Genomic DNA, 24,283 nt, shown 5'->3' on the forward strand with positions numbered 1-24,283 from the left:
GGAGCTTCGCCGGAAGTCGACGCGACAGGCGTCGATGCGTGTTGGCGCGAGCCGTCTACAGGTTCTCGACCGGAACGGGGATCGTCTCGCCTTGATACGGCATCTCCGAGAACGGTCCGACCGCGCGAAGGATCCGGTGCCGGTTCAGTTCGAAGGCCAGCCGAATCTGCTGTTCGCTCGTATCCCGGGCACCGAGGCAGGCGCACACCGTCGACGTGCCACATCGGGGCCTATGCCGGACAACGCACTGCCGGCAGCGAGCAATCGGATGTGTCAATCGATCGATACACCGGCGTCAACGAATTAGACGTCGATCGAGGTGGATACGCCGGATGTGACCCGGGACGATTCGTCGAGCCACGCGATGATCGAATCGTACAGCGCGGCAAGGTGGTCGGCGCGCTCGCCGATCCGCTTGAGCATGTCCCGTTGCTCCGCCGTCGTGGCTTCCCATTGCCAACGCATGAATTGCTCGTATTGAATCGGCAGCAGCTTTCGTTGCCCGATGTAGTCATGCCTGACTCGCTCGCGCATCGCAAGGTCGGGCATGTGTCGTTCCGTCGTGTGCCGGGTCAATTTGTCGAAGGTCGCCCGGGCTTCGTCCACTTGAGCGTCGACCAGATAGAACAGGCTCGGCAAAAACTCGATGGGCCGCCATACCGGCGGCCGTTGTGTGTCTTTCGTCATCGTTTGAATGTCGATCAAGCTTCGCTCGGACGGTTCCAGCGCGCGCCGACGTCGACCGTTTCCATCAGTCGATCGATGTCGAGCAGGGTCAGCAGTTGTTTGCCGTCGTCTCCTTCGTGGACGGCGAGGCCCGTGACGAATTCCGTTTGCATCGCGGTCCCGACCTCCGGCGCCGGGCGGCGCGCGGAGCGATCGATATCGACGACGCTGCTCACCGAGTCGACGATCAGGCCGATCGTCTGTTCCGCACCGTCGAGTACGATGATGGCGGTCGGCACGGTGTCGCCGATCGGGTCCAGCGAGAACGTCATACGCAGGTCGACGATCGGCATGACGAGGCCGCGCAGGTTGATCGTGCCTTTGACGAACGGCGGCGCATCGGCGGCGGGCGTCGGTTCTACATAAGGGCGGATCTCGCGGACACTCTGGATATCGATTCCGTATTCGTCGCCGCCGAGTACGAAGGCGACAAATATCTGCGTGGTCGCGTCGCCGGCGTTATCGCGTCCGGGTGTGCTCTCCGCGATTTCAACTGCTTCCGTCATGTCATGCTCCAGGAAACGGATGGTTCGTGCCGAATCAAAAGGTGGTCCAGTCTGCTGCAGCGTCCATCGCGGCACGGGGTGACGGTGTTCTCGCCTCCGTCACGGGCGTGCGGCCCGGTCGCACCGGCCGCGACACGGCCGCCGTGGCTGCCGCACCCCGGTGCGCCGCCGGCTGGTCGTATGCACGGCTGTCCGCGGACCCGACGCGGAAGAACGAGACAGCCTCGGTCAATCGATGGCCCTGATCCTCGAGCGACTTCGACGCGGCCGCCGCTTCCTCCACCAGTGCCGCGTTCTGTTGCGTGACTTCGTCCATCTGCGTGATCGCGATGTTGACCTGTTCGATCCCGCGACTTTGTTCGGAGGACGCCGCGGCGATTTCACCCATGATGTCCGTCACGCGCGCCACGGCCTTCGTCACTTCGGCCATCGTGTGACCTGCATCGTCGGCAAAACGCGAGCCGTCCCGAATCTTCTGGACGGATGCGCCGATCAACGCCTTGATTTCCTTGGCTGCGCTCGATGAACGTTGCGCGAGGCTTCTCACTTCGCTCGCCACGACGGCGAAGCCGCGACCCTGTTCACCCGCGCGGGCAGCTTCCACGGCGGCGTTCAGCGCGAGGATATTGGTCTGGAACGCGATGCCTTCGATGATCCCGGTGATCTCGGCTATCTTCGACGAGCTGTCGCTGATGTCGGTCATGGTTTCCACGACCTGGCTGACGACCGCGCTGCCTTTGTGGGCGACGTCCGACGCGCCGTTGGCCAGGGCGCTCGCCTGTTGCGCGCTCTCCGCGTTCTGCCGCACGGTGGCGGTGAGCTGTTCCATGCTCGATGCCGTCTCCTGCAGCGACGCCGCCTGTTGTTCCGTGCGGGACGACAGGTCCTGGTTACCGGACGCAATCTGGCTGGATCCCGTCGCGATGCTGTCCGCAGCGGTGCGGACTTGCCCGATCAGCCGGACGAGGCTCGCCTGCATCTCGCCCATCGACGCGAGCACGCTACCTTGCGGCGCGGCCGCGGCGCCGTCGACGGTGCCGAGGTCGCCCGCCGCGACGCGGCGTGTGATGTCGCTCAGGTCGCCGGGTTCCGCGCCGAGTGCGCGCGTGATGCTGCGCGTGATCAGGCATGCCGCAACGACGGCTGCCGCGAGTGCAGCGAGACAGATGCCGATCAGCAACGCGCGGTGTCGGCTGTACTGTTGCACGGACGCCTGCTTGCTCTCAGCCGCCCGATTGCTTGCAAAACCGGCGTAGGTGTCGGCTGCTGTGACAAGTTCCTTCAGTAGCGGCCGGCATTGATCGTCGATCATCGCGATCGCCTGATCCCGCTGGCCGTGTAACGCAGCGTCGCCGATCGCGACGGCCACCGGGCCATATCGCGATTCAATGCGGTTGATCTCGGCCACCAGCACGCGGGCTTTCGCCGTCACGTCTGGATTTGTGGCGATTGCTTCGTTCAGCTGGCGAAGCCGTGTCTGCACTTCCTCATGTGCCTGTGTCATCGCAACGCGCTCCGCTTCGACATCGGCGGGTTTCATCACGAGCACGAGATTGCGGACGGCGACCGCGCGCTGAAGTACAGCCGCACGAATTTTCTCCGTCAACGCCGCGCGTGCGCGCGCCCCGTCGACGTAATCCGCGAAGCTGTCGTTCGCATCCCCGAGCGCACTGATTGCAAGCACCGAAACCAGAACCACCAGCGCAGCCATCATGCCGAAGGTCAGCGCGAGTTTCGCTCGCACGGTCAATTGTCCGAAGCTCATGTTTAATCTTCCCCTGTCGTTCGCCCTTGTCGAGCGGATATCGTTGTGCTTGTTATGAACGTCGGGTCGGGAAAGCGTCGACATGCATCCAAGCCCATCCGCGCCCCGTCGTTGTAACCGCGACCACGCAGATACCGGTACCGGCTTCGATGTCTTCGCATGCCGGTTCGCGAAGGACGAGCGCCGCCTGCCTGGTACGATCTGCGAGATCGTTCCGAGCAATACACGCAAGTGGTGTGCCACATAAAGGGGGCTGTCGGGCAAGGCTTTGCCGGCAGTGCGGCAGCGGGAGTGTCAACGCGCCCGGACACGCGTGTCCGGAAATCCGACGCTATCCGATGTCGAGACTCGCCATGCGCGTGTACGGAGACCGGGAGCTCATGCCGAGCCGCTTCGCCGCTTCCGCGCGATTGTCGCCGGTGAGTTCCGGCGTGAGCAGAAAACGGCTGCCTTGCACCGCCGCTATATGGCGATCTGCGTCGAAGAAAGAACCTGCTTGAGCACCATGAAAGTCCGAATCTGACGCACGCCGGGCAGGTAAAGCAGTTGCTCGGCATGGAGCCGGTTGAAGCTTTCGCTATCGCGCGTGCGCAGCATCATGAAGTAGTCGAACTCGCCGGTCACCACGTGGCATTCCATGCAGCCGGATACGTTCTGTGCGGCTTTTTCAAACGCGGCAAAGGATTCGGGGGTCGATCGATCCAGCACGACCCCGATGATCACGACCATGCCCGCATCGAGGGCAGGCGCGTTGAGCAACGCGACGATTCCTCGGATCAAACCCAGGCTCTTGAGCCGTTCGACGCGGCGCAAACAGGCCGGCGCACTCAAATTGACCTTCGCCGCCAGCGCGACGTTCGAGATCGATGCGTCCTTCTGAAGGGCCCGCAGGATTGCTTTGTCCGTACGGTCAAGTTCGACGTGGCTCGCGTCAGCCGGGCGCGATTTGCCGAGAAATTTTGTTGTCGATTTCATCGGTTCTAAAAAATAACAATTCGTGGAGATGGGGGAAATTGTATTTCAAAGTGCGGCGATGGACGGATGTTTGCAACCCCGTTTCGTAGGTATTTCACTAGAATTTCTTCGTGCCCGGTCGCCCTTGACGACATCGGGCGTCGGAACCCACCGCCCACTTTCGGAGAACCTCCGTGAACCTCGATCGCTTCCCGCGCCACAAGCTGACCTTCGGACCCACCCCCATTCATGAGTTGCCGCGCCTCGGCAAGGCGCTGGGTGGCAAAGTGCATCTCTATGCAAAACGCGAAGACTGCAACAGCGGCCTGGCGTTCGGCGGCAACAAGACCCGCAAGCTCGAGTACATCGTGCCGGACGTGCTGGCGAGCGGCGCCGACACGCTGGTATCGATTGGCGGCATCCAGTCGAACCAGACGCGTCAGGTCGCGGCAGTCGCGGCTCATCTTGGCCTGAAATGCGTGCTGGTTCAAGAAAACTGGGTCAACTACTCGGACGCCGTGTATGACCGCGTCGGCAACATTCAGATGTCCCGCATGATGGGCGCCGACGTTCGGCTGGTCAGCGACGGCTTCGACATCGGCATTCGTCCGAGCTGGGAAGAGGCGCTGGAGAGCGTTCGCAACGCGGGCGGGAAGCCGTATCCGATCCCCGCCGGTTGTTCCGAGCATCGGCTTGGCGGCCTCGGGTTCGTCGGTTTCGCGGAGGAAGTGCGCGCCCAGGAAGCCGAACTCGGATTCAAGTTCGACTACATCGTCGTGTGTTCGGTGACCGGAAGCACGCAGGCCGGCATGGTCGTCGGGTTCGCGGCGGACGGACGCGCGGATCGCGTGATCGGTATCGATGCGTCGGCCAAACCCGAGCAGACGCGCGAGCAGATTCTTCGCATCGCACGCCAGACCGCCGATCTCGTGGAACTCGAACGGCCGATCGAGGACGCGGACGTGGTGCTCGATACGCGCTACGGGGGCCCTGAATACGGCTTGCCGTCGGAAGGGACGCTCGAAGCGATTCGACTGTGCGCGAAGACCGAGGGGATGCTGACCGACCCGGTTTATGAAGGCAAGTCGATGCACGGGATGATCGACAGGGTGCGCCGCGGCGAGTTTCCGGAAGGGTCCCGGGTCTTGTATGCGCACCTCGGTGGCGTCCCCGCATTGAACGCATACAGCTTCCTGTTCAAGAACGGTTGAGGCTCGGCTGCGTTCCGGCTGCAAGTTGAGTCGGAACGCGGCGTGCATATCGCCAATTCGGGGTGCCAAGTATGGACATGCAGAATCGACTTCCGGCCAGCACGATGACGGACCCCGACCCGGAGGAGCTCCGGGAATGGTGCGACGCGCTCGATGGCGTGTTGCACGCGTGGGGCGGCGATCAAGGCAAGGCGCGTGCACGTCACCTTCTCGACTCGTTGCAGGCGCACGCACAGGCCCGTCGCGTTGCGTGGCGGCCGCCGTTGGTCACGCCGTACGTCAATACCGTGGCGCCTGAAGAGCAGCCAGCCTATCCGGGCGATCTGCACATCGAGCGGCGGATCGCGGCGTTGATACGGTGGAACGCACTCGCGATGGTGGTCCGCGCCAACCGCGCGCAGGGAGAGCTCGGCGGGCATATCGCAAGCTATGCTTCCGCCGCGGATCTGTTCGAGGTCGGTTTCCAGCATTTTTTTCGCGGCCCGGATGCGGTGCACGGCGGCGATCTGGTGTTCTTCCAGGCGCATTCCGCGCCGGGCGTCTACGCTCGGGCGTTTCTCGAGGGACGATTGTCGGAAGAATCGCTGTCCCATTATCGCCAGGAGATCGTGGGGGAGGCTCGCGGCATCCGGGGATTGAGTTCGTATCCTCATCCCTTTTTGATGCCGGACTTCTGGCAGTTTCCAACCGGATCGATGGGGCTGGGGCCGCTCAACGCCATCTATCAGGCGCGGTTCATGCGGTACATGGACAATCGCGGCTTGAAGGAGCACGGCGACCGTCGCGTGTGGGGTTTTTTCGGCGATGGAGAAATGGACGAGCCCGAGTCGATCGGCGCGTTGACGCTCGCGGCTCGCGAGCGGCTCGACAACTGCACATTCGTCATCAACTGCAATCTCCAGCGACTGGATGGCCCCGTCCGCGGCAACGGCCGGGTCATCGACGAGCTCGAGGCGTTGTTCGCCGGCGCCGGATGGAACGTCATCAAATGCATCTGGGGCTCGGAGTGGGATGCGTTGCTCGGCCGCGATCATGCCGGGGTGCTCGAGCGCGCTTTCGCGAACACCGTCGATGGCGATTTTCAGACATTGTCGGCCAATGACGGCGCGTTCAATCGCGAGACGTTCTTCAGCCGGAATCCGGAACTGCGAGCGCTGGTGGAGTCGCTGTCCGACGACGACATCGCGATGCTTCGGCGCGGCGGGCACGATCCCGTGAAAATCCATGCGGCTTTTGCCGCGGCGACCGTCAGGAATGGTCGACCGTCGGTGGTGCTTGCCAAGACCATGAAGGGTTATGGCATGGGCACGATCGCGCAAGGGCGCATGACGACGCATCAGCAGAAAAAGCTGGAGCGGGACGACCTGATTGCATTTCGGGATCGATTCGCGCTCCCGCTTTCCGACGAAGCGGCATCGGAAGCGCGGTTTTATCGGCCGCCGCACGATAGCGACGAGCTGCGGTACTTGCGGGAGCGTCGCGAGACGCTTGGCGGCTATCTTCCCCAGAGACGTGCGGCATCCGAGCGACTGGTGGTGCCCCCGCTGGCGAGCGTCGCCGGCTTCTCGATGAATGCGGACGGCAAGGTCATGAGTTCGACGACCGCCTTCGTCAGGCAACTCGGTGCGCTGCTCAAGGACGCCAACCTTGGCCCGCGACTGGTTCCGATCGTGGCGGACGAGGCCAGAACGTTCGGCATGGCGAATCTTTTCAGACAGGTCGGCATCTACGCGCCGTTCGGGCAGTTGTACGATCCGGAAGACAATTCGTCGATGCTCTCGTATCGTGAAGCGTCCGATGGTCAAATTCTCGAGGAAGGTATTACGGAGGCAGGGGCCATCTCGTCGTGGACGGCCGCTGCGACGAGTTACGCCGTGCACGGTATTCCGATGATGCCGTTCTATATTTACTACAGCATGTTCGGTTTTCAGCGTATCGGCGATTTGATCTGGGCGGCTGCGGACCAGCGCGCCCGGGGTTTTCTCGTCGGTGCCACGTCAGGCCGCACGACGCTCGGAGGAGAAGGATTGCAGCATCAGGATGGCTCGAGTCATCTTCTCGCGTCGACGATACCGACGTGTCGGGCGTACGATCCGTCCTTTGCCGGCGAACTGGCGGTGCTGATCGACTACGGGTTGCGGCGCATGCTGAGTGACGCGCAGGACGAGTTCTATTACGTCACCGTGACCAATGAGAACGTCGCGCAACCGAGTATTGCTGACGCGTCGCATGAAGGTATCGTGAAAGGCATGTATCTGTTCCGACAAGGAGGCCGCTTTCACAGGCGGGTTCAGTTGTTCGGCAGCGGCGCGATCATGGGCGAGGTGCTCAAGGCGGCGGACGAACTCGAGCGGTTACATGGGGTGGCCGCGGACGTCTGGAGTGTTACCAGCTATGTCGAGCTGGGGCGGGATGGCGCGCGATGCGAGCGGGAATGGCGGCTTGGTTCGGGCGACATCGGGGACGCGTGGATTGCTCGCCAGTTGCGTACGACGGTTGGGCCGATTATCGCTGCGTCCGACTATGTGAAAGCGCTTCCGGAAATGGTGCGTGCGTATATTCCGGACGGACGGCGGTATGTCACGCTTGGGACCGATGGGTTTGGTCGAAGCGATTCTCGCGCGCAGTTGCGGCGGTATTTTGAGGTGGACGCGCAAGCCATCGTGCAGGCGGGGTTGCGGGCCCTCGAGGGGCAGGCGGCGGGGAATGAGGTTCGCGAACGGGCAGGGGCCTCTCATGTCGTCGGGGTGGTGGCGCACTGACGTGGGGCTCCCCGGGAATATGGTCGGGGCCGTTGTTTTAGGCGGCTCTCCACACGCTTGTCGTTGAACCCGTTTTGCTATCGGTCTATTAGCGTCGCCCCTGCGCGGGGCGGCGGTCACTTTTCTTTGTCTTCCAAAGAAAAGTAACCAAAAGAAAGGCGCGTCCTTGGGCGGACGGCAAAGGTGGTTCTGCTCAGGTTGGCGGTTTCTTTGCCGCCGTAGGTCGTGGTATGTCGGGACTGGGTGGTGGCAGTACGAAGTCGTCGCGCAACTAGTCGGCCGTTTGCAGCTGCTTCACCAATTCGCCAACGAAGTCGACCAGGACGGTCGACAACACTCGGCCCGACAGGGTCTGGATCTGGATCGCACGCAACGACATGCCCGGATGATCGATCGGTATCGCTACCAGACCGTCCGTCGCCAGACGCGCCTGCACCGTCAGACGGCTGGTCAGGGACACGACTCCCGACATTTGAGTGAATGCATACAGCATGTTGGAGTTGTTGCAGGTCAGGACAGGCTCGAAGAGAAGATTCTCCAGGCTCGCCGTCGTATCGAAAAGCTGACGGATCGTCGTGCCGCGGTCAAGCAGCGCAATCGGGAAATTCCGCAACTCGGCCATCGATACCGTCGCATGCCCGGCCAGCGCGTGAGAACGGGGCATGACGGCACAAATGGGCGCGCTCCGCGTGTACTCGACGTTGATCTCCGGCTCTCGTACGACACCGAACGTCAGGCCGATATCGGCTTCGCCGCTCCGTACGTGTGCCGTCACCTCTTTCGGCGCTGTCACTGCCACCTCGAAACGGGTACCGGGCGACTTTTCCAGAAATTGCGTGATGGCGCGAGGGAGAACATCCCGGGCAAACGCCTCCGACGTCGAGACGCGGATCGTGCTTCGATCGAATGAGTTCAGCGCCTTGATCTCCTCGAGCACCTGCTGACCTTCAAGCAGGGTTCGCCGGACATGCGCAGCCAACAGCTCCCCGGCCTTGTTGGGGACCATGCCGCGCGCCTGACGCTCGAACAGCGGGCAGCCGACCTCCTCCTCGAGCTTCGTTATCTGACGGCTGATCGCCGAGATCGAAACGTGCAGCTTTTCGGACGCCTCGCTCAGCGAACCGGTGTTGGCAACGGCAAGGAAGTATCGGAGTGCAGCGTTGTGCATGACGTCCGCCAAGTTTGCGTTATTGGAAAGCAGGGCACGCAAAAAAGTCAATTGTGGTGCGCGTTTTGGCTCCGTACGCTTGATCCATCAGGGCTGCACAAACCGCTCTTCCACGATACACGCGAGGATCACCATGACGCGTCGCCAAGCAATCGACTCTGCCACAAAATATTTCGATTCGGGTGGATTCCTGACAGATCTCGCACGCCGCGTCCACATGGCGACGGAAAGTCAGGATTCCGGAAGGGCCGGCGAGCTTCGAGCCTACCTCGTCGACGAGATCATCCCATCGATCGACCGTATTGGTTTTGAGTCTCGTATCGTCGAAAACCCGGTTGCGGGGAGCGCGCCGTTCTTGATTGCGACACGTATCGAGGATCCCTCGCTTCCGACGATCCTGATGTACGGGCACGGTGATGTCGTCCGTGGCCATGACGGACAGTGGAACGACCAGATGTCGCCATGGAACATTACGATTGAAGGAGACCGGTGGTTTGGGCGGGGCACGGCGGACAACAAAGGGCAGCACACGATCAACCTCGCCGCGCTGGAGCAAGTCATCGAGGCCAGAAATCGACGTCTGGGTTTCAATGCGACGCTGCTGCTCGAGATGGGGGAGGAGACCGGATCGCCCGGGCTACGTGCAGTCTGCGAGCAGAACAAGGACCTTCTCGCAGCCGACGTTCTGATCGCTTCGGATGGCCCCCGGGCCAGATCACACGTCCCCTGTGTTTTTCTCGGGTCGCGCGGATTCGTCAACTTCACGCTTTCCGTTCGGCTCCGGTCGGGCGCCCATCATTCCGGAAATTGGGGAGGGGCGCTCGGCAATGCCGGAACCGTACTCGCGAACGCGATTTCGTCGCTCGTCGACGGGCGTGGGCGGATCCTCGTCGACGCGCTGTTGCCGACGCATATTCCGGCCTCGGTACGAACGGCGCTGAAGAATATTAGCGTCGGTGGCGGGCCCAACGATCCTCACGTCGATGCCGGTTGGGGCGAACCTGGGTTGACCACCCAGGAGCGTGTCTATGCATGGAACGCGCTGGAAGTACTGGCCTTTACCACCGGTAACCCGACCAGCCCGATCGGCGCGATTCCTCCTGTTGCGCATGCGCATTGCCAACTCAGATACGTCGTCGGTACGGATTGCGGGCGCATCGAGGAAGTTCTACGGCATCGCCTCGACGCATCCGGGTTCGACAGGGTCGAGGTGGCTATCGGCGAGCGAATGGGCGCCACGCGCCTGCCGCCGGAAGATCCGTGGGTCGCATGGGCGCTCGATTCGATCGAGCGGACGACCGGAAAGCATCCCGATTTGCTTCCCAATCTTGGCGGGTCGCTGCCCAACGACGTCTTTTCCGAGGTGCTGGGCCTTCCGACGATCTGGATTCCGCACTCGTACGGAGCCTGTTCGCAGCACGCCCCGAACGAACACCTGCTTGGAAGCGTCGCGCGTGAGGCGCTGCAGATCATGGCCGGCATATTCTGGGATCTCGGGGAGTCGGCATCCGCCGTCCGGGATCGACGCAAGGAAGGAGCGCTCGTCGTCCAGGCATAAGACGCCAATTTTTAATGCACTTGTTGTCGTAAGTTAACGGAGAATGAGATGCGTACTATGGAAATGGTGGATGCCGCGCCGACTAGAGAACAGGCTCCTAACGTTTTTCGACTGGTGTCCGCCGCAACCGTCGGCAACGCTTTGGAGTGGTTCGACATACTGATTTATGGATTCTTCGCAATCTCGATTTCAAAGGCTTTCTTTCCGGCGTCGAGCAGCGGGGTATCCCTTCTTCTGACGTTCGGGACGTTCGCGATCTCGTATTTGGCCAGGCCGATCGGCGCGCTCGTGCTGGGGTCGTATGCGGATCGTCGCGGTCGCAAGGCATCGATGATGGTGTCGATCGTGACGATGATGGTGGGCACGACGACGATCGCACTGACGCCGAGCTACGAGTCGATCGGCATGATCGCGCCGATTTTGGTCATCTGCGCTCGACTGCTTCAGGGCTTTTCCGCCGGCGGCGAGTTCGGCAGTACCACTGCGTTTCTGGTGGAACAGTGCCCCGAACGCAAGGGATTGTTCGCCAGCTTCCAGTTCGCGAGTCAGGGGTTGAGCTATATGCTCGCGGCCGGTTTTGGCGTTCTCCTGACCTTGACCCTCGATGCAGACGCCATCGACGCATGGGGTTGGCGCATACCGTTTCTCTTTGGCGTGTTGATCGGCCCCGTCGGCCTGTACTTGCGAAAGCACGTGCATGAGGCCGACGGCGCAACGCGTGAAAGGCGCGAATCGTTCCCGGTAAGGGAAGTGTTCGTCAATCAGAAAGCCAGAATGTTGTTGGCGATCGGTACGCTCGTTCTTTCCACCGGCGCCAGTTACGTCATTCTTTATGTTCCGACCTACGCGGTACGCGAGCTTCATCTGCCCGCCAGTTTCGGCTTCATTGCAACGATGTTGACCGGCGGGATCCTGACGTTCGTTACGCCGTTCGTCGGCTATCTGTCGGACAGGATCGGCCGCGTCAGGCTGATGATCTGGGCCGGGATGGCGTTCATCCTGACCATTTATCCGGTTTTCAAATTGCTTGGCGCGCATCCCGATCTGGGAAGGCTCATTGCGATGATGGCCTGGATCGGGACGCTCAAGGCGGTCTATTTCGGCGCGCTTCCGGCGCTGATGGCGGAAGTCTTTCCGACAGAAACCCGAGCGACGGGTATGGCCATCAGCTACAACATCGGCGTCACGCTGTTTGGCGGTTTCGCGCCGCTGATCGTCGCATCGTTGATCCATCAGACAGGCAATTTGGCATCGCCGGCGTTTTACCTGATGCTGGTCGGTGTGCTGAGTTTGATTGCATTGCGCGGATGTCGATCAATGTTGAATCTCCGATGAGGCAGCGCATCGAGGGAATCCCGCACAGCCGAGCGATTGCTTCGACGGGTGCGGTCCGGGACTGTTTCGACCACATGCGAGGTGAGATCGGAATGAGTGCAAGGAAACTGGACACGGCATCGTCGGGGGCGTCGACGTGGAATTGGCTGTTACCGCCTTCGGAGCGGGCCCGCGTGTGTGTCGTCATTGATCCAAGCCTCGGCGCTGCCGTGGTTTCAGCGACCGTAGCCTGCTTCACGGCGATGCCGGAAGTCGCGCTTCTCCAGATTGACGATCCGGTCGATGCGCACCGTGCATGGAGCGCGTCGCTCATGCCGGGTGGCGTTCCCGAGGCGGCGACGATCAGCACGGATTGCGGGTTGCGTCGATTGCCGCGGGGCGTGCCGTTGCTGGTGTGGTCGACGCACCCGCAAGACCTCGACTGGCTCGGCGGCATCGAAGGGAACAGGGTGCGGGCCCTCGTGACCTTCGAGGATGACGAGGTCGAAATGCAGGTATCTCGTCTTCTCACGCTTGTTCTGAAGGCGTTGAAGCACGAGATCGCCGAGAACATGTTGATCTACTAATACGACAAAAATGGTCTTGCTTCGGCATGTCGCGACATACGCTCGCGAGTCACGTATCTGCAATTCATCCATTTTTCCAACAACACGAACAAGTGACCGGTATGTTGACCGTTATTTCGAAGTTGAACATCGGCAAGCGGCTGGGGCTCGGTTTTGCGATGGTATTGGCGATGTCGCTGATCGGGATCGTCATCGGACTGATGCGTCTGTCTTCCGTTGCCCAGGCCACCCGCGACATGGTCGCTAGGCCGTTGCAGACCGAGCGGCTCGTCAATGACTGGTCCCGGCAAATCAGCGTCGCGGTGACGCGCACTACCGCGATTGCGAAGAGTGCCGATCCGGGGCTGGCCAACTATTTCAACGACGAAGCCATCGCCGCATCGAAAGTGTCCGCGGCGAAGCAGACGGCCATCGAGGCGGTGATGACGTCGGACGCGGAAAAGCGCTTGTTCGCTGCCATCGGCCAGCAACGCAAGCGCTTCCTCGCCATCCGGGATCAGATCTATGCGCTGAAGAAGGAAGGAAAAGCGGAACAGGCCGACCAGTTGCTCGAACAGCAATTCATACCGACCGCGCGGCAACTCGTCGAAAAAGTCGACGCGTTGGTGACGTACCAGCGCGAAGAAATCGACGGACTTGCGGCCGAGATCGACGCGAATTATCGATTCGGACGCACGCTGATGATCGCGTTCGGCGTTGTCGGCATGCTGTTGAGCGTGGTATGCGGATGGTTGATCACCCGCAGCATTACCCGGCCGCTCATGCGCGCGACGGACGTCGCGCATCGGGTGGCCAGAGGCGACCTGAGCGTTCATGTCGACGTTCATGGCACGGACGAACTCGGCCGACTGCTCGGCAGCTTGCGTGACATGCAGGCTGCACTGCTTCGCGTGGTGTCCAACGTGCGCCGCGGCTCGGATAACCTCGCGGCGGCGAGCGCCGAAATCGCGCAGGGCAACGACGATCTCAGTTCCCGCACGGAGAGCCAGGCCAGCGCGCTCGAGCAAACCGCCGCGTCCATGGAGGAACTGAGTTCCACCGTGGCACGGAACGCCGACAACGCTCACGAAGCGAATCAATTGGCGATGAATGCATCGACGGTGACCGCGCAATGCGGCGAAGTGATCAGCCAGGTCGTGGAAACCATGAAGGGCATCAACGACAGTTCCCGCCAAATCTCGGACATCACGGGGGTGATCGACAGCATTGCCTTTCAGACGAACATCCTGGCCTTGAATGCCGCGGTCGAGGCCGCGCGTGCCGGCGAGCAGGGAAGAGGCTTCGCGGTGGTCGCCAGCGAAGTGCGCAGCCTGGCAGGACGTTCCGCCGATGCGGCCAGGGAGATCAAGAAGCTCATCGGCTCGAGCGTGGGGCGCGTCGCTCAAGGTTCGACGGAAGTCGAGCGCGCATGGGTGGCGATGACAGAAGTCGTGAACTCGATTCGTCGCGTCACCGAGACGATGAGCGAAATCAGCGCCGCGAGCACCGAGCAATCGCTCGGCGTGGCCCAGATCGGCGAAGCCGTCGGCCAGATGGAGCGCACGACGCAGCAAAACGCCGCGTTGGTCGAGCAAACTGCTGCGGCGGCGATCAGTCTGCGCCAGCAGTCACGGGAACTGGTGGAGGTCGTCTCGGTGTTTCAGCTTGGACGCGGTGAAGCACTGTAGAGCCGGGCGACAAGGCTGCGCCGGCAGTGCGGCAGCGAGCGTGTCAACGCGCCCGCACACGTGTGTCCGGCAATCCGGCGCTAGCCGATGTCGAGGTTCGCCATGCGCGTGTACAGGGACTGGCGGCTGATACCGAGCCGCTTCGCCGCTTCCGCGCGATTGTCGCCGGTGAGTGCCAGCGTGCGCAGGATCATCTCGCGCTCGACGGCGGCGAGGGCTTCCGACAGCGGACGATTGAGCATCGCGACCGGCAGCAGCGCGTCGCGCGACGGAACACCCGGTTCGTCGAGGAACGCGAGATCGCATCCAGTGACGACGGCGCCGGGCGCGAGCGCATTCACGCGTGCGATCGCGTTGCGCAGTTCGCGTACGTTGCCCGGCCACGCATACGCGATCAGGCGGCGCTCCGCCTGCACGGACAGCCGCTTCGTCGTAGTCGTGCTCGACGTCGTGTCGAGAAAATGGACGGCGAGCGGCAGGATATCGTCCAGCCGTTCGCGCAGCGGCGGCAGATGAATGGGGATGACGTTGAGTCGGTAAAGCAGGTCTTCGCGAAACGTTCCGTTCGCGACCATGGTCCGCAGGTCCCGGTGGGTTGCTGCAATCACGCGGACGTTCACCGAAACGGACCGGTTGACGCCGAGCGGGGTGACTTGTTGTTCCTGCAGCACGCGCAGCAGCTTGGCCTGCATGCAGGTCGCCATGTCGCCGACTTCATCCAGAAAAAGCGTGCCGCCATCGGCTTCGACGATCCGGCCCGTCCGTGCGGCCGTGGCGCCCGTGAAAGCGCCTTTGCAATGGCCGAAGAGCTCGCTTTCGAGAAGCTCATGGGGAATCGCCGCGCAATTGACGGCAACGAACGGGCGAGCGCGACGCGACGACTCGACGTGGAGCACCCTGGCCGCGATTTCCTTGCCGGTTCCCGTTTCCCCGGTGATGAGAACGGTCGCGTCCGACGCTGCCGCGCGGCCGATACATTTTTGTACTTCGCGCATCGCCGCGCTGATGCCGAGCAAGCGCGGCTCCGTACCGACAGGCTCGTCGAATGCATCGACGTTCGCAGGCATACGGGCAACGGCGTCGGACGGAGAATGGGCCGCGAAGATGCGCTCGAGCAGGCGCGCGATATCGTCGCGGCCGACCGGCTTCGCCAGGTGGTCGAACGCGCCCAAGCGCATGGCGGCGATCGTGTTGCCGCTACGGGCATAGGCGGTCAGTACCACGACGGGTACCGTCGCGAGGCGATCGACGTGCCGCAGCTTCTCGAGTACGGCTATTCCGTCCATGTCGGGCAGCCGGATGTCGAGAAAGATGCAGGCGGGTTGCAGACCTCGCTCGATGCGTGCGAGCGCGTGCTTGCCCGTGCCGGCGCATAGGGTTTCGTGACCGAGATCGGTCAGCGTTTCAGACAATCCTTCGCAGAAGGCATCGTCGTCGTCGATCAGCAGGATGGTTGCCATGGGATATCGATGACAAAGCAGGCAGTAGGGGTGGCGGCGTGATAGGCATTGCCGCCGTGCGACGCTGCGATCTCTCGAACCAGGGTGAGACCCAGCCCGCAGCCGCCGGGCCGCGCACTGACGAAGGGTTCGAAGATGCGCGCGCGCTCGGCTTCGGCCACGCCGGGGCCGTCGTCGGCGACTTCGAGTACGAAGCGCACGCCACATGGCGAAGCGCGACGGCTGGCCTCGATGTGAACCGTGCCGCCCGGGCGAACGTGCGCCAGCGAATTGACGATCAGATTGTCGAGGGCACGGCGCATCTGGGCGGGGTCGAAAACGGGGCGATCGGTCATTTCCCCGGCGGACGCCGTCGGCATATTGCAGGCCACCGTCAACGCGACGTCCTTGCTGCGCGCGAACTCATCGTGTGTCTGCACGCTTTCCGGAAGCCATGTGGCCGGATCGACCGGCTCGACGCGCGGCGTAACGGGCTGGGTGAGCGCCAGGAGCCTCGACACCTGGATTTCGATGCGCTCGATCTGGCCGAGTATCGAGCGCAGTGCCGATTGCTGCCGGGAGGCATCACCGGCCAGCGCGTTTTCGGCTTTCAATCGCATCGCGCCGGCCGGATTGCGGATTTCATGCGCAACCTCGGCGGCCAGTGTGCCGAGCAGCGCGACACGATGCGCGTGAGCGAGGCGTGTTTCCAGTTCGCTCGCCCGTTCGCGCGCATCGCGGGTACGCGCAATCCAGCGGTTGAATGCATGCGCGATTCGATCGAGTTCCGGTTCGCCCGGGCAGGAGATGCTTCCGGTCCAATCGGCGTCGTCGTTCGAGAGCGCGGTGTCGAGCCGTACCAGTTTGTCGCGCCATGCGCACAGTGCGAATGCGAGATACAGGGAAACGGCGAACAGAACCGCCAGCGCGCCGGCGAACGTCGCTACGATGGCGTCGCCCTGACGGACCCACATCGATTGCGCGCGCACGAGGGTCCACGCATAGAGCCCGGTATGTCCGTTTACGGGGCACGCGATCGCGATAACCGCCTCGCGGTGTCGTCCGACTATCTCGGCGGCGGGACGAACGGCGCTGGAAGCGGCGGAGAGCGCACTCAGGATCAGCGGCGTTTCCGCTTCCGGAATGTCGCGCTTGATGCCGCTGCCCGGGTAAGAAGGAAACGCATAAGCGAGGAATCCACCGCCATGCCCGGGCGCACTCGCAGGCGGCGTGGAGCGCGGTGCGCCAGCCCGCCAGAACCCTCCCTCGATACCCGCGGATGCGGCAAGGGCCGTGTTGAGTACGTCGCGCAACAGTTCAACGTTCGGCTCCGTCGCGTGCGGTAACGACAGCGTGTAGTGGGAAGCAATCGCCTCGCACGCGTCGCTCGCGCGCTGTCTGGCGGATGCGATCCGGTGGCCCTCGGTGCAACTGGCCATTAACCAGACGATTGCGACCAGCGATGCGCACAACGCCGCGGCAAGTGCCCTGAGTAGCGACAATTGCGTTGAAAACCTCGGTCTGACTAGCGGCATGGTCTTGCGTTGAAGGGTGCTACGTCTGTTCTCATGGAAATGGTCTGCGCAGTGCAGGGCAATCGCGTTCGCATCCGCGTCGACGTCCGGTCGAGAATAATGGGGTGGCCGCGGGGACGATGTGACGGGCCATTCGTATGTGAAGCATGCGATGTATGCGGTACGCATGCACTCGCATCGCTCGTTCGGTGGGTTTTGTCAGACAAGACGGCGATGGAATCCCGCACACTCCAACCGTCCGACAAGCGCGCCGATTTCGGTCACACTCGAAGCATTTGGGCAGCCGGTGGGTGCAATAACTAGAAGGTGGAGGCGCGGAAGCACCCATATGGGCGCCGGGGAGACGAGCGTATCGTTTCACTCCCGTTTTAAGTACATAATGAAATTCATGTGTCAGACACGGTTCGTGTTCATATCTGGAAGTGATCCTTATTATCTGAATGGTACAGAAACGTTTTATTTTCGTCTTGTGCGCAATCGTTTGCGGACTGTGCGTCGTCAATAAAAGCAATGTGGCGCCCGATCGGGCTGACGGCACGGGAACCCCCGCCTGGCACCGCGACCGCACGCCAGGCTGACCGTCTGATTACCGTTTTGTCATCTACGCCGTTCGCGCCTGCACGGAGCGAAGCCGTGTCGCCGTTTCCGGGTAACATCGCCGGATGTCCCCACGAAAAGCGACGGAGCCGGCCATGCGCATCCTGATAGTCGAAGACGAACCGAAGACGGGCGCGTACCTGAAGAAGGGGCTCGAGGAATCGGGCTTCAGCGTCGATCTGGCGAAGGACGGCGCCGAAGGGCTGATGCTCGCGCAGGAAGAGCGTTACGACGTGATCGTGCTCGACGTGATGCTGCCCGTGCTCGACGGCTGGGGCGTGCTGAAGCGGCTGCGCGAAACACACACGACGCCGGTGCTGTTCCTGACCGCACGCGACGACGTGCAGGACCGCGTGCACGGCCTCGAACTCGGCGCCGACGACTACCTCGTGAAGCCGTTCGCGTTCGTCGAACTGCTCGCCCGCATCCGCACGCTCGCCCGTCGCGGGCCGCCGCGCGAGACCGAACATCTGACGGTCGGCGATCTGGAAATCGACGTGGTGCGCCGCCGCGTGAAGCGTGGCGCGACGCGAATCGACCTGACGCCGCGCGAATTCTCGCTGCTGCAGCTGCTTGCGCGCCGGCAGGGCGAGGTGCTGAGCCGCACGCAGATCGCGTCGTACGTGTGGGACATGAATTTCGACAGCGATACCAACGTCGTCGAGGTTGCGATCCGGCGTCTGCGCGCGAAGATCGACGACGCGTTCCCGGTCAAGCTGATCCATACCGTGCGCGGCGTCGGCTACGTGCTGGAACCGAAGGACGACGCATGACGCGCCCGCGCTCGCTTGCGGCGACGCTCGCGCTCGCGTTCGCCGCCACCACGCTCGCCGCGTTCGCGCTCGTCGGCGCGTACGTGTATGCGGGCCTCGAGCGGCAGGTCAACACACAGGACGATCTCGACATCGTGCTGGCCGCGCGTCACACGCGCCGGCTCGCGGGCGAGCTCGAGTCGCTCGATGCGGTTCGCGCGCACGCGGAGCGGCTCACGAGCCAGGTGCTGGGCAACGAGGCGCTGTCGATGGTCGTCGTGGATGCGCAGGGCGACGTGCTCGCGCGCCACAACGTCCGGCTCGCCGCGCTCGACGACCCGCCTGCGGCCGCATCCGTTCCGCTGGCGGACGCGCAGCTGTTCGCGCCGCACGCGGCGCCGGTTCCCGCGAACGACCGGATCACGGCCGACCGGCTCGTCACGTGGACCACTGGCGGCGGCACGCCGATGCGCGGCGTCTTGATCGAGGCCGCGCTCGGCGACCGCACGCCGATCCGCATCGCGATCGCGCGCAACATGCGCGACCGCGCCGATCTGCTCGAAGGCTATCGCGACCGGCTCAAACTCGCCGGCGCCCTCGGCGCGCTGTTCGCGCTACTGCTCGGCTACGGGCTGATTCGCAAGGCGCTCGCGCCGCTGCGCGAGATCGTCGACGACACCGGCCGGATCACGGTCGACAAGCTCGACACGCGGCTCGATGCGTCGCGCGCGCCGCCCGAGCTGCGCGCGCTCGTCGATGCGCAGAACGCGATGCTCGGCCGCCTGCAGCAGGCGTTCGCGCATCTGTCGCAATTCAGCGCCGATCTCGCGCACGACTTGCGCACACCGCTGAACAACATGCGCGGCGCCACCGAAGTCGCGCTCGCGCGGCCGCGTTCGGTCGACGAGTACCAGACGCTGCTCGAATCGAATCTCGAGGAATACGACCGTCTCGCGCGGATGATCGAGAACGTGCTGTTTCTCGCGCGAGCCGAGCATCCGAGCTTCGTCACGCGGCAGCGCGCGTTCGACGTGCGTGAAGAACTCGAGCGCATCGCCGAGTATTTCGAGGGGCTCGCCGACGAAGCGGGCTCGTCGTTGCGCGTCGACGGGCACGGGCAGCTGACCGCCGACGTCGAGCTGTTTCGTCGCGCGGTCGGCAACCTGCTCGCGAACGCGCTGCGTTACACGCCTGCCGGCGGTGTCATCACGCTGCGTGTCGACGAAACGCCGGACGCGGTGCGCGTCGTCGTCGCGAATCCGGGCGAGCCGATCGATCCCGCGCTGCTGCCGCGGATCTTCGACCGCTTCGTGCGCGGCGACCCCGCGCGCAGCGGCGGTGTGCCGGGCGGTACGGCCGGGCTCGGCCTCGCGATCGTGCGCTCGGTGATGGAGCTGCACGGCGGCACCGCGCAGGTCGAAAGCGACGCGCGCGGCACGCGGTTCGTGCTCACGTTCAACCGGCCGCCGGCTGCGTGACGGCGGGTCGGGGCCGTGCGGCCGCCGCGGGTTCCGTCGCGCCAGTGTTCGACTCCGCGCCTGCGCTTGCGCTCGCCTGCCAGCCGCCGCCCAGCGTCTTCAACAATCCGACCAGGCTGGGATGGCGGGCGCGTAGAACGCCACTTCGAAGCCTAGCGGTTCGCAAGCGCTGGTCCGGTTCGACTCAAAGAACGAGATGCCCCGTCTCGGGAGCCACGCGAAACAACGCTCGCCTCATGGCATGCTCACGCCGTGAACCCGCGACCAGTGAGCCAACGAGCACGCCCGAAACATGACGGCGCGCTCTTGCTCATTCAGCGGCAATGGATCGGCGCAGCGGCGCTGCAGCCGGGGTACGTCGAGCAAGCCGGCGATGCGGTCGGCGTCCGTAGCCAGTATTTCGCGGGTGTGGTGGCGCAATGATTCGCCGTTGCCTTGATCCTTGGGTAAGGCCGACTTCCTGCGCAGGCGCACGGCTTCCGGCAACGCACCGCGCGACGCTTCACGCAACATGGCCTTTTCCACGCCGTCACGTAGCGCCAGCTCGGCCGGAATGGTGGCAGCCAGGTCCAAAACTTCGGTATCGCTGAAGGGGACGCGCGCTTCCAGTCCATGTGCCATGCCATGGATATCGCCGTTATGCAACAGCCGCTGCAACCAACGATGGCGCACCAGCCATTGCGTGGCGCGCAAACGTGACGCGGGCGTATGCCAATCGTGTCCGGCCGCGATCGCCAGTTGGCGATAGACCTCGCCGTAGTGTTGCAACGGTCGCTCCAGCAGGCCGGGCCGTAGATAGGGATCGCCGGTCAAGCGTTGCAGGATATGGGTCGGGTCACGGGTGGCGTGCGGGTCGAGCAGAAAGTGATAACCGTAGTGCGTTTCATCGGCGGCATCGCCCACCAATACCGCCTTGAGGCGCGTGCTGGCGGCTCGCGCCAGGTAATGTTGCGCCAGCTCCTGTTCCCATGCGGGCAGTGCATCGTTTTGCGTGGCCAATTGCAGCAGATCCTGGGCCAGCGCGGAGCGCGTCGGTGCGACGTCTTCGCGTGGCAGGCCCAATTCATTTGCGGCCTGTTCGGCGAAAGGCTGATCATCGGAAGCCACGATCAGCGAACGCGCGTAGTCGTAGCGATCGTGATCTTCAAAGCGAATGGTGAAGCACGGCGGTGTCGTACCTGCTGCTCGCGCCAGGCCGCCTATCAGCGTGGAGTCGAGGCCACCGCTGAGAAACAGGCCGACCGGTGTATCGGCGATCGAGCTGCGCTGGACGGCCGCGGCCAGCCGCTCGCGCAGCGCGGGAGCGATATCGTCGGCCCTGGCAGCCGGATTTTCGGCAATCTCCGGCGCCCAGCGCGATAGCTGCAAGCCATCGCGATCCAGGCGCAGCAGATGCCCGGGCGGCAGGTACGCCATGCCTTCGAACATGGGTTGGGCCACGCCGCTGAAGAACGGCGCCACCAGGTATTCCAGCACGGCGTCGCTATTCGCACGCGGCGCGTGCATCGCAGGCAGCAGTCCTTTGGCCTCCGAGGCAAACAGGAATTCCGCCCCCTGTTGCAGGTAAACGAACGGCTTGACGCCCAGCCGGTCGCGCGCGGCAAAGGCTCGCTGACGACGGGTGTCCCACACCAGGAACGCGAACATGCCGTTCAAGCGCCGAAGACACGCTTCGCCCCAAACCGCATACGCGGCGAGCACCACCTCGGTGTCGGTGTTCGTGTGGAACGACCAGCGCGCGCTCAGTTCGCGGCGAAGCTCCGCATAGTTGTAGACCTCGCCGTTGTAGACCAGCACGTAACGATGGTCGGCACTGCGCATCGGCTGCGCGCCATGCTCGGCGTCGAGTAGCGCCAAACGGTCGTGAGCAAGCACGGCGTGTTGGTCATGCCATAAGCCCCGGCCGTCTGGCCCACGATGCCGTTGTCGCTCGCGTATGGCGAGCACCCGCTCGACCTGTGCGGGCGCCTGGCCGTCATAGCGAATCAGCCCAGCCAAGCCGCACATCAGGCGGTCACGCCCAGTTGAACGGGGGCGAGCAACAGCGTGGTCCATAGCTGTTGCCGTTCGAAGGTGCTGCTAACAGTCATCCCAGATACGGCTAATGGGAACACTCGTGGTAGCGCCGTCAGCAAAGGCTGAGAGCGACGTTCTTTTCGTGTCTGCACGCGTTGCGCTCATGTAAAAAATGGGGGAAGTATGCGCGAAGATTGTGCTAATGCGTTTTCAAGAGCTTGCAATTTCAGATTTGGCTCATGAGCGGCGTAATGAGGCAAACAACTCGTGACAAGAGCATAGCGTGCACGTAACGGATGATCAACAAATTGGGTGCGTGCACAACAATATAACCATCATCCGAAGCCGGTGGGGGCGACGCTAGTGCTTGTTTTACAGGGTGGTGGAGGCTGTCCACATTGCGCCTTGGCGCACGCCCAGGCCGCGCTTCAACACCATCGTTTGGGGCCTACGCCGAGGCGGAAAGACAGCATCGTAAGTGCGGCGCGAAAAGATTTTTGCGGGCATGGCGCGCGGCACGCGCTCCTTGCAGGTTCAACCGGCCGACCGCAGCGCGACGGCGGCTTCGGGCCGCACGGCCGCCGCGTGTTCCTTCGCGTCGGTGTTCGATTCCGCGCCTGATACTGCGCTCGCGCTCGCCTGCCAGCCACCACCCAGCGCCTTCAGCAACCCGACTTCGGCCTCGACCCGCCGCGCGTCGATCTGATCGGCCGTGCGCCGGTTCGTCAGCGCGATCGTCTGCGCGGTCACCACGTCCAGATAGCTGACGGCGCCCGCGTTGAAGCGATTCGTCGTCAGTCGCAGCGACAGGTCGGCCGCGTCGGTCGCGCGTTGCTGGCTGCCGGCTTCGGACGCGAGCGCATCGATCGCGGACAACTGATCCTCCACCTGCTGGAACGCGACGAGCACGGTTTGCCGGTAATCGGCGACCGCGCCGTCGTATTGCGCATGCGCGCCCCGCAGCGACGCGCTGCGGCGGCCGCCGTCGAACAGCGTGCCGGCGAGTTGCGGGCCGAGCGACCAGAACAGGCTCGGCGCCGCGAGCCACGGCGCGAAGAACGAACTCTCGAGGCCGGCGCTCGCCGACAGCACGAGATCAGGGAAGAACGCGGCGCGCGCCTCGCCGATCTGCGCGTTCGCGGCCGCGACGCGACGCTCGGCCGCCGCGATGTCGGGCCGCCGCTCCAGCAATTGCGACGGCACGCCGGCCGGAATGGCCTGCACGTGGAACGCCTGCACGCGCGGCGGCAGTGCGAACGTCGATGCACTCTCGCCGACGAGCGTCGCGATCGCGTGCTGCAACTGCGCACGCGACGCATCGATGTCGGTGTCTTGCGTGCGCGTCGATTCGAGCTGCGTGTCGGCTTGCGCAACCGCCGACGCGTCGATCGCACCGGCCGCGAGCTGCTGCTTGAGCAGCGTCAGCGCGTCCGCGTACGCGCGCACCGTGTCGTCGAGCAACTGCTTCTGCGTGTCGAGCGAGCGCAGCGCGAAATAGTCGGTTGCGAGTTCGGCCGTGACCGACAGCTTCACGGCCTGCAGGTCGGCCGCGCTCGCGGCGGCATTCGCCTGCGCGCCGGTCACCGCGTCGCGCACGCGGCCGAACACGTCCGGTTCCCAGCTCGCGGCCACGCCGGCCTGGTAGTCGGGCGTCGTTTTGCCGGCGAGCGACGAACCGAGCCGGTTCTGCGACACGCGCGAGCGGCTTTGTGCGACGCCCGCGGTGATCGTCGGCAGGAACCCGGCGTGCTGATAGTCGACCATCGCGCGCGCTTGCTGGAGATCGGCGACGGCTTTCTTCACCGTCTGGTTCGATACGTCGACGCGCGCTTCGAGCGCGTTCAGATCGGCGTCGCCGAACACGGTCCACCACGCGCCGCGCGCGGCGGCGTCGGCCGGCATTGCGGCGCGCCAGCCGGCCTGCTCCGCCGGTACGGCCGGCGCGCCCGCGTAGTGCGCGGGCACCGCGACGGCAGGGGGCGAATAGGGAGGCAGCGTCGAGCAGGCGGTCAGTGCGGCGACGGCGCCGAGCGCGACGATGCGGCGAGCGAACGGGAGCGGATGAAGAAGGCGCATGGCAGGCATCTCGTGGGTGGTCGTCGATGGGTTAGCTGCGGGTGGGCGCCGGAGCGAGTGTTGACGCAGAGGGTGCGACGCCGGCTGTGCGCAATTGCGGCACGTCGCGCGCACCGGCCGCGGACGCCGGTTGCGCAGCCTGCGCGGCCTGCGCGGACGAAGCGGACGAAGC

17 protein-coding genes are annotated in these 24,283 nt (G+C 63.8%); 8 read left to right on the top strand and 9 right to left on the bottom strand.

The window, feature by feature from the left end; genetic code table 11:
- Nucleotides 1-303 precede the first annotated feature (303 nt).
- The 4 genes from A9Z05_RS36285 to A9Z05_RS19645 all read right to left on the bottom strand — a co-directional run bounded on the left by A9Z05_RS36285 (nt 304) and on the right by A9Z05_RS19645 (nt 3,972).
- Nucleotides 304-705: a hypothetical protein gene (locus tag A9Z05_RS36285; RefSeq protein ID WP_124478281.1), complete on the bottom strand. Its 402-nt coding sequence runs from the start codon at nt 703-705 to the stop codon at nt 304-306.
- Nucleotides 702-1,232: a chemotaxis protein CheW gene (locus tag A9Z05_RS19635; RefSeq protein WP_069619550.1), complete on the bottom strand. Its 531-nt coding sequence runs from the start codon at nt 1,230-1,232 to the stop codon at nt 702-704. Before A9Z05_RS19635 ends, A9Z05_RS36285 begins: the two co-directional genes overlap by 4 nt.
- Nucleotides 1,233-1,266: 34 nt before the next feature.
- Nucleotides 1,267-2,997 (bottom strand): methyl-accepting chemotaxis protein, encoded by a 1,731-nt coding sequence (locus A9Z05_RS19640; protein ID WP_069619551.1) that lies wholly within the window; start codon nt 2,995-2,997, stop codon nt 1,267-1,269.
- 462 nt (nt 2,998-3,459) lie between these two features.
- Nucleotides 3,460-3,972, bottom strand: coding sequence for an Lrp/AsnC family transcriptional regulator (locus A9Z05_RS19645; RefSeq protein ID WP_069619552.1), 513 nt, complete (start codon nt 3,970-3,972; stop codon nt 3,460-3,462).
- A gap of 173 nt (nt 3,973-4,145) precedes the next feature.
- On the opposite strand from A9Z05_RS19645, the gene A9Z05_RS19650 reads away from it, so the two are divergent.
- Nucleotides 4,146-5,162, top strand: a complete 1,017-nt coding sequence (locus tag A9Z05_RS19650) for a 1-aminocyclopropane-1-carboxylate deaminase (RefSeq protein ID WP_069619553.1) — start codon at nt 4,146-4,148, stop codon at nt 5,160-5,162.
- Nucleotides 5,163-5,233: 71 nt separating this feature from the next.
- A complete protein-coding gene (gene mdeB / locus A9Z05_RS19655; protein ID WP_069619554.1) occupies nt 5,234-7,924 on the top strand; it encodes an alpha-ketoglutarate dehydrogenase in 2,691 nt (896 codons plus the stop codon).
- 271 nt (nt 7,925-8,195) lie between these two features.
- On the opposite strand, the gene A9Z05_RS19660 is transcribed toward mdeB, so the two are convergent.
- Nucleotides 8,196-9,092, bottom strand: coding sequence for a LysR family transcriptional regulator (locus tag A9Z05_RS19660; RefSeq protein WP_069619569.1), 897 nt, complete (start codon nt 9,090-9,092; stop codon nt 8,196-8,198).
- Between the two features lie 133 nt (nt 9,093-9,225).
- Between A9Z05_RS19660 and A9Z05_RS19665 the strand changes: the two genes are divergently transcribed.
- From A9Z05_RS19665 to A9Z05_RS19680, 4 genes are all read left to right on the top strand, one after another.
- Complete coding sequence (locus A9Z05_RS19665) at nt 9,226-10,650, top strand: M20 family metallopeptidase (RefSeq protein WP_069619555.1); 1,425 nt, start codon at nt 9,226-9,228, stop codon at nt 10,648-10,650.
- Between the two features lie 48 nt (nt 10,651-10,698).
- Nucleotides 10,699-11,985, top strand: a complete 1,287-nt coding sequence (locus A9Z05_RS19670; RefSeq protein ID WP_069619556.1) for an MFS transporter — start codon at nt 10,699-10,701, stop codon at nt 11,983-11,985.
- 173 nt (nt 11,986-12,158) lie between these two features.
- A complete protein-coding gene (locus A9Z05_RS19675) occupies nt 12,159-12,551 on the top strand; it encodes a hypothetical protein (protein WP_141723443.1) in 393 nt (130 codons plus the stop codon).
- A gap of 101 nt (nt 12,552-12,652) precedes the next feature.
- Nucleotides 12,653-14,218, top strand: a complete 1,566-nt coding sequence (locus A9Z05_RS19680) for a methyl-accepting chemotaxis protein (protein WP_069619558.1) — start codon at nt 12,653-12,655, stop codon at nt 14,216-14,218.
- 80 nt (nt 14,219-14,298) lie between these two features.
- Here A9Z05_RS19680 and A9Z05_RS19685 read toward each other — a convergent pair whose 3' ends face one another.
- Both A9Z05_RS19685 and A9Z05_RS19690 read right to left on the bottom strand, forming a co-directional pair.
- On the bottom strand, nt 14,299-15,678 hold the full coding sequence (locus A9Z05_RS19685; RefSeq protein WP_069619559.1) for a sigma-54 dependent transcriptional regulator: 1,380 nt from the start codon (nt 15,676-15,678) through the stop codon (nt 14,299-14,301).
- Nucleotides 15,660-17,159, bottom strand: coding sequence for a PAS domain-containing sensor histidine kinase (locus tag A9Z05_RS19690; RefSeq protein WP_371090903.1), 1,500 nt, complete (start codon nt 17,157-17,159; stop codon nt 15,660-15,662). The genes A9Z05_RS19685 and A9Z05_RS19690 overlap by 19 nt, the downstream gene beginning before the upstream one ends.
- Nucleotides 17,160-17,884: 725 nt before the next feature.
- Here A9Z05_RS19690 and A9Z05_RS19695 point away from each other — a divergent pair.
- Nucleotides 17,885-18,562, top strand: coding sequence for a heavy metal response regulator transcription factor (locus A9Z05_RS19695; protein ID WP_006481405.1), 678 nt, complete (start codon nt 17,885-17,887; stop codon nt 18,560-18,562).
- On the top strand, nt 18,559-20,019 hold the full coding sequence (locus A9Z05_RS19700) for a heavy metal sensor histidine kinase (protein WP_069619561.1): 1,461 nt from the start codon (nt 18,559-18,561) through the stop codon (nt 20,017-20,019). Before A9Z05_RS19695 ends, A9Z05_RS19700 begins: the two co-directional genes overlap by 4 nt.
- A gap of 234 nt (nt 20,020-20,253) precedes the next feature.
- Here A9Z05_RS19700 and asnB read toward each other — a convergent pair whose 3' ends face one another.
- Together asnB and A9Z05_RS19710 are read right to left on the bottom strand one after the other, a co-directional pair.
- Nucleotides 20,254-22,074 carry an asparagine synthase (glutamine-hydrolyzing) gene (gene asnB, locus A9Z05_RS19705; RefSeq protein WP_069619562.1) on the bottom strand — a complete coding sequence of 607 codons (1,821 nt, stop codon included), beginning with the start codon at nt 22,072-22,074 and terminating at the stop codon, nt 20,254-20,256.
- A gap of 495 nt (nt 22,075-22,569) precedes the next feature.
- A complete protein-coding gene (locus tag A9Z05_RS19710; RefSeq protein ID WP_069619563.1) occupies nt 22,570-24,111 on the bottom strand; it encodes an efflux transporter outer membrane subunit in 1,542 nt (513 codons plus the stop codon).
- Nucleotides 24,112-24,283: the final 172 nt, after the last annotated feature.

It is taken from the genome of Burkholderia sp. A2, from assembly GCF_001729305.1.
GTDB lineage: Bacteria > Pseudomonadota > Gammaproteobacteria > Burkholderiales > Burkholderiaceae > Burkholderia > Burkholderia sola.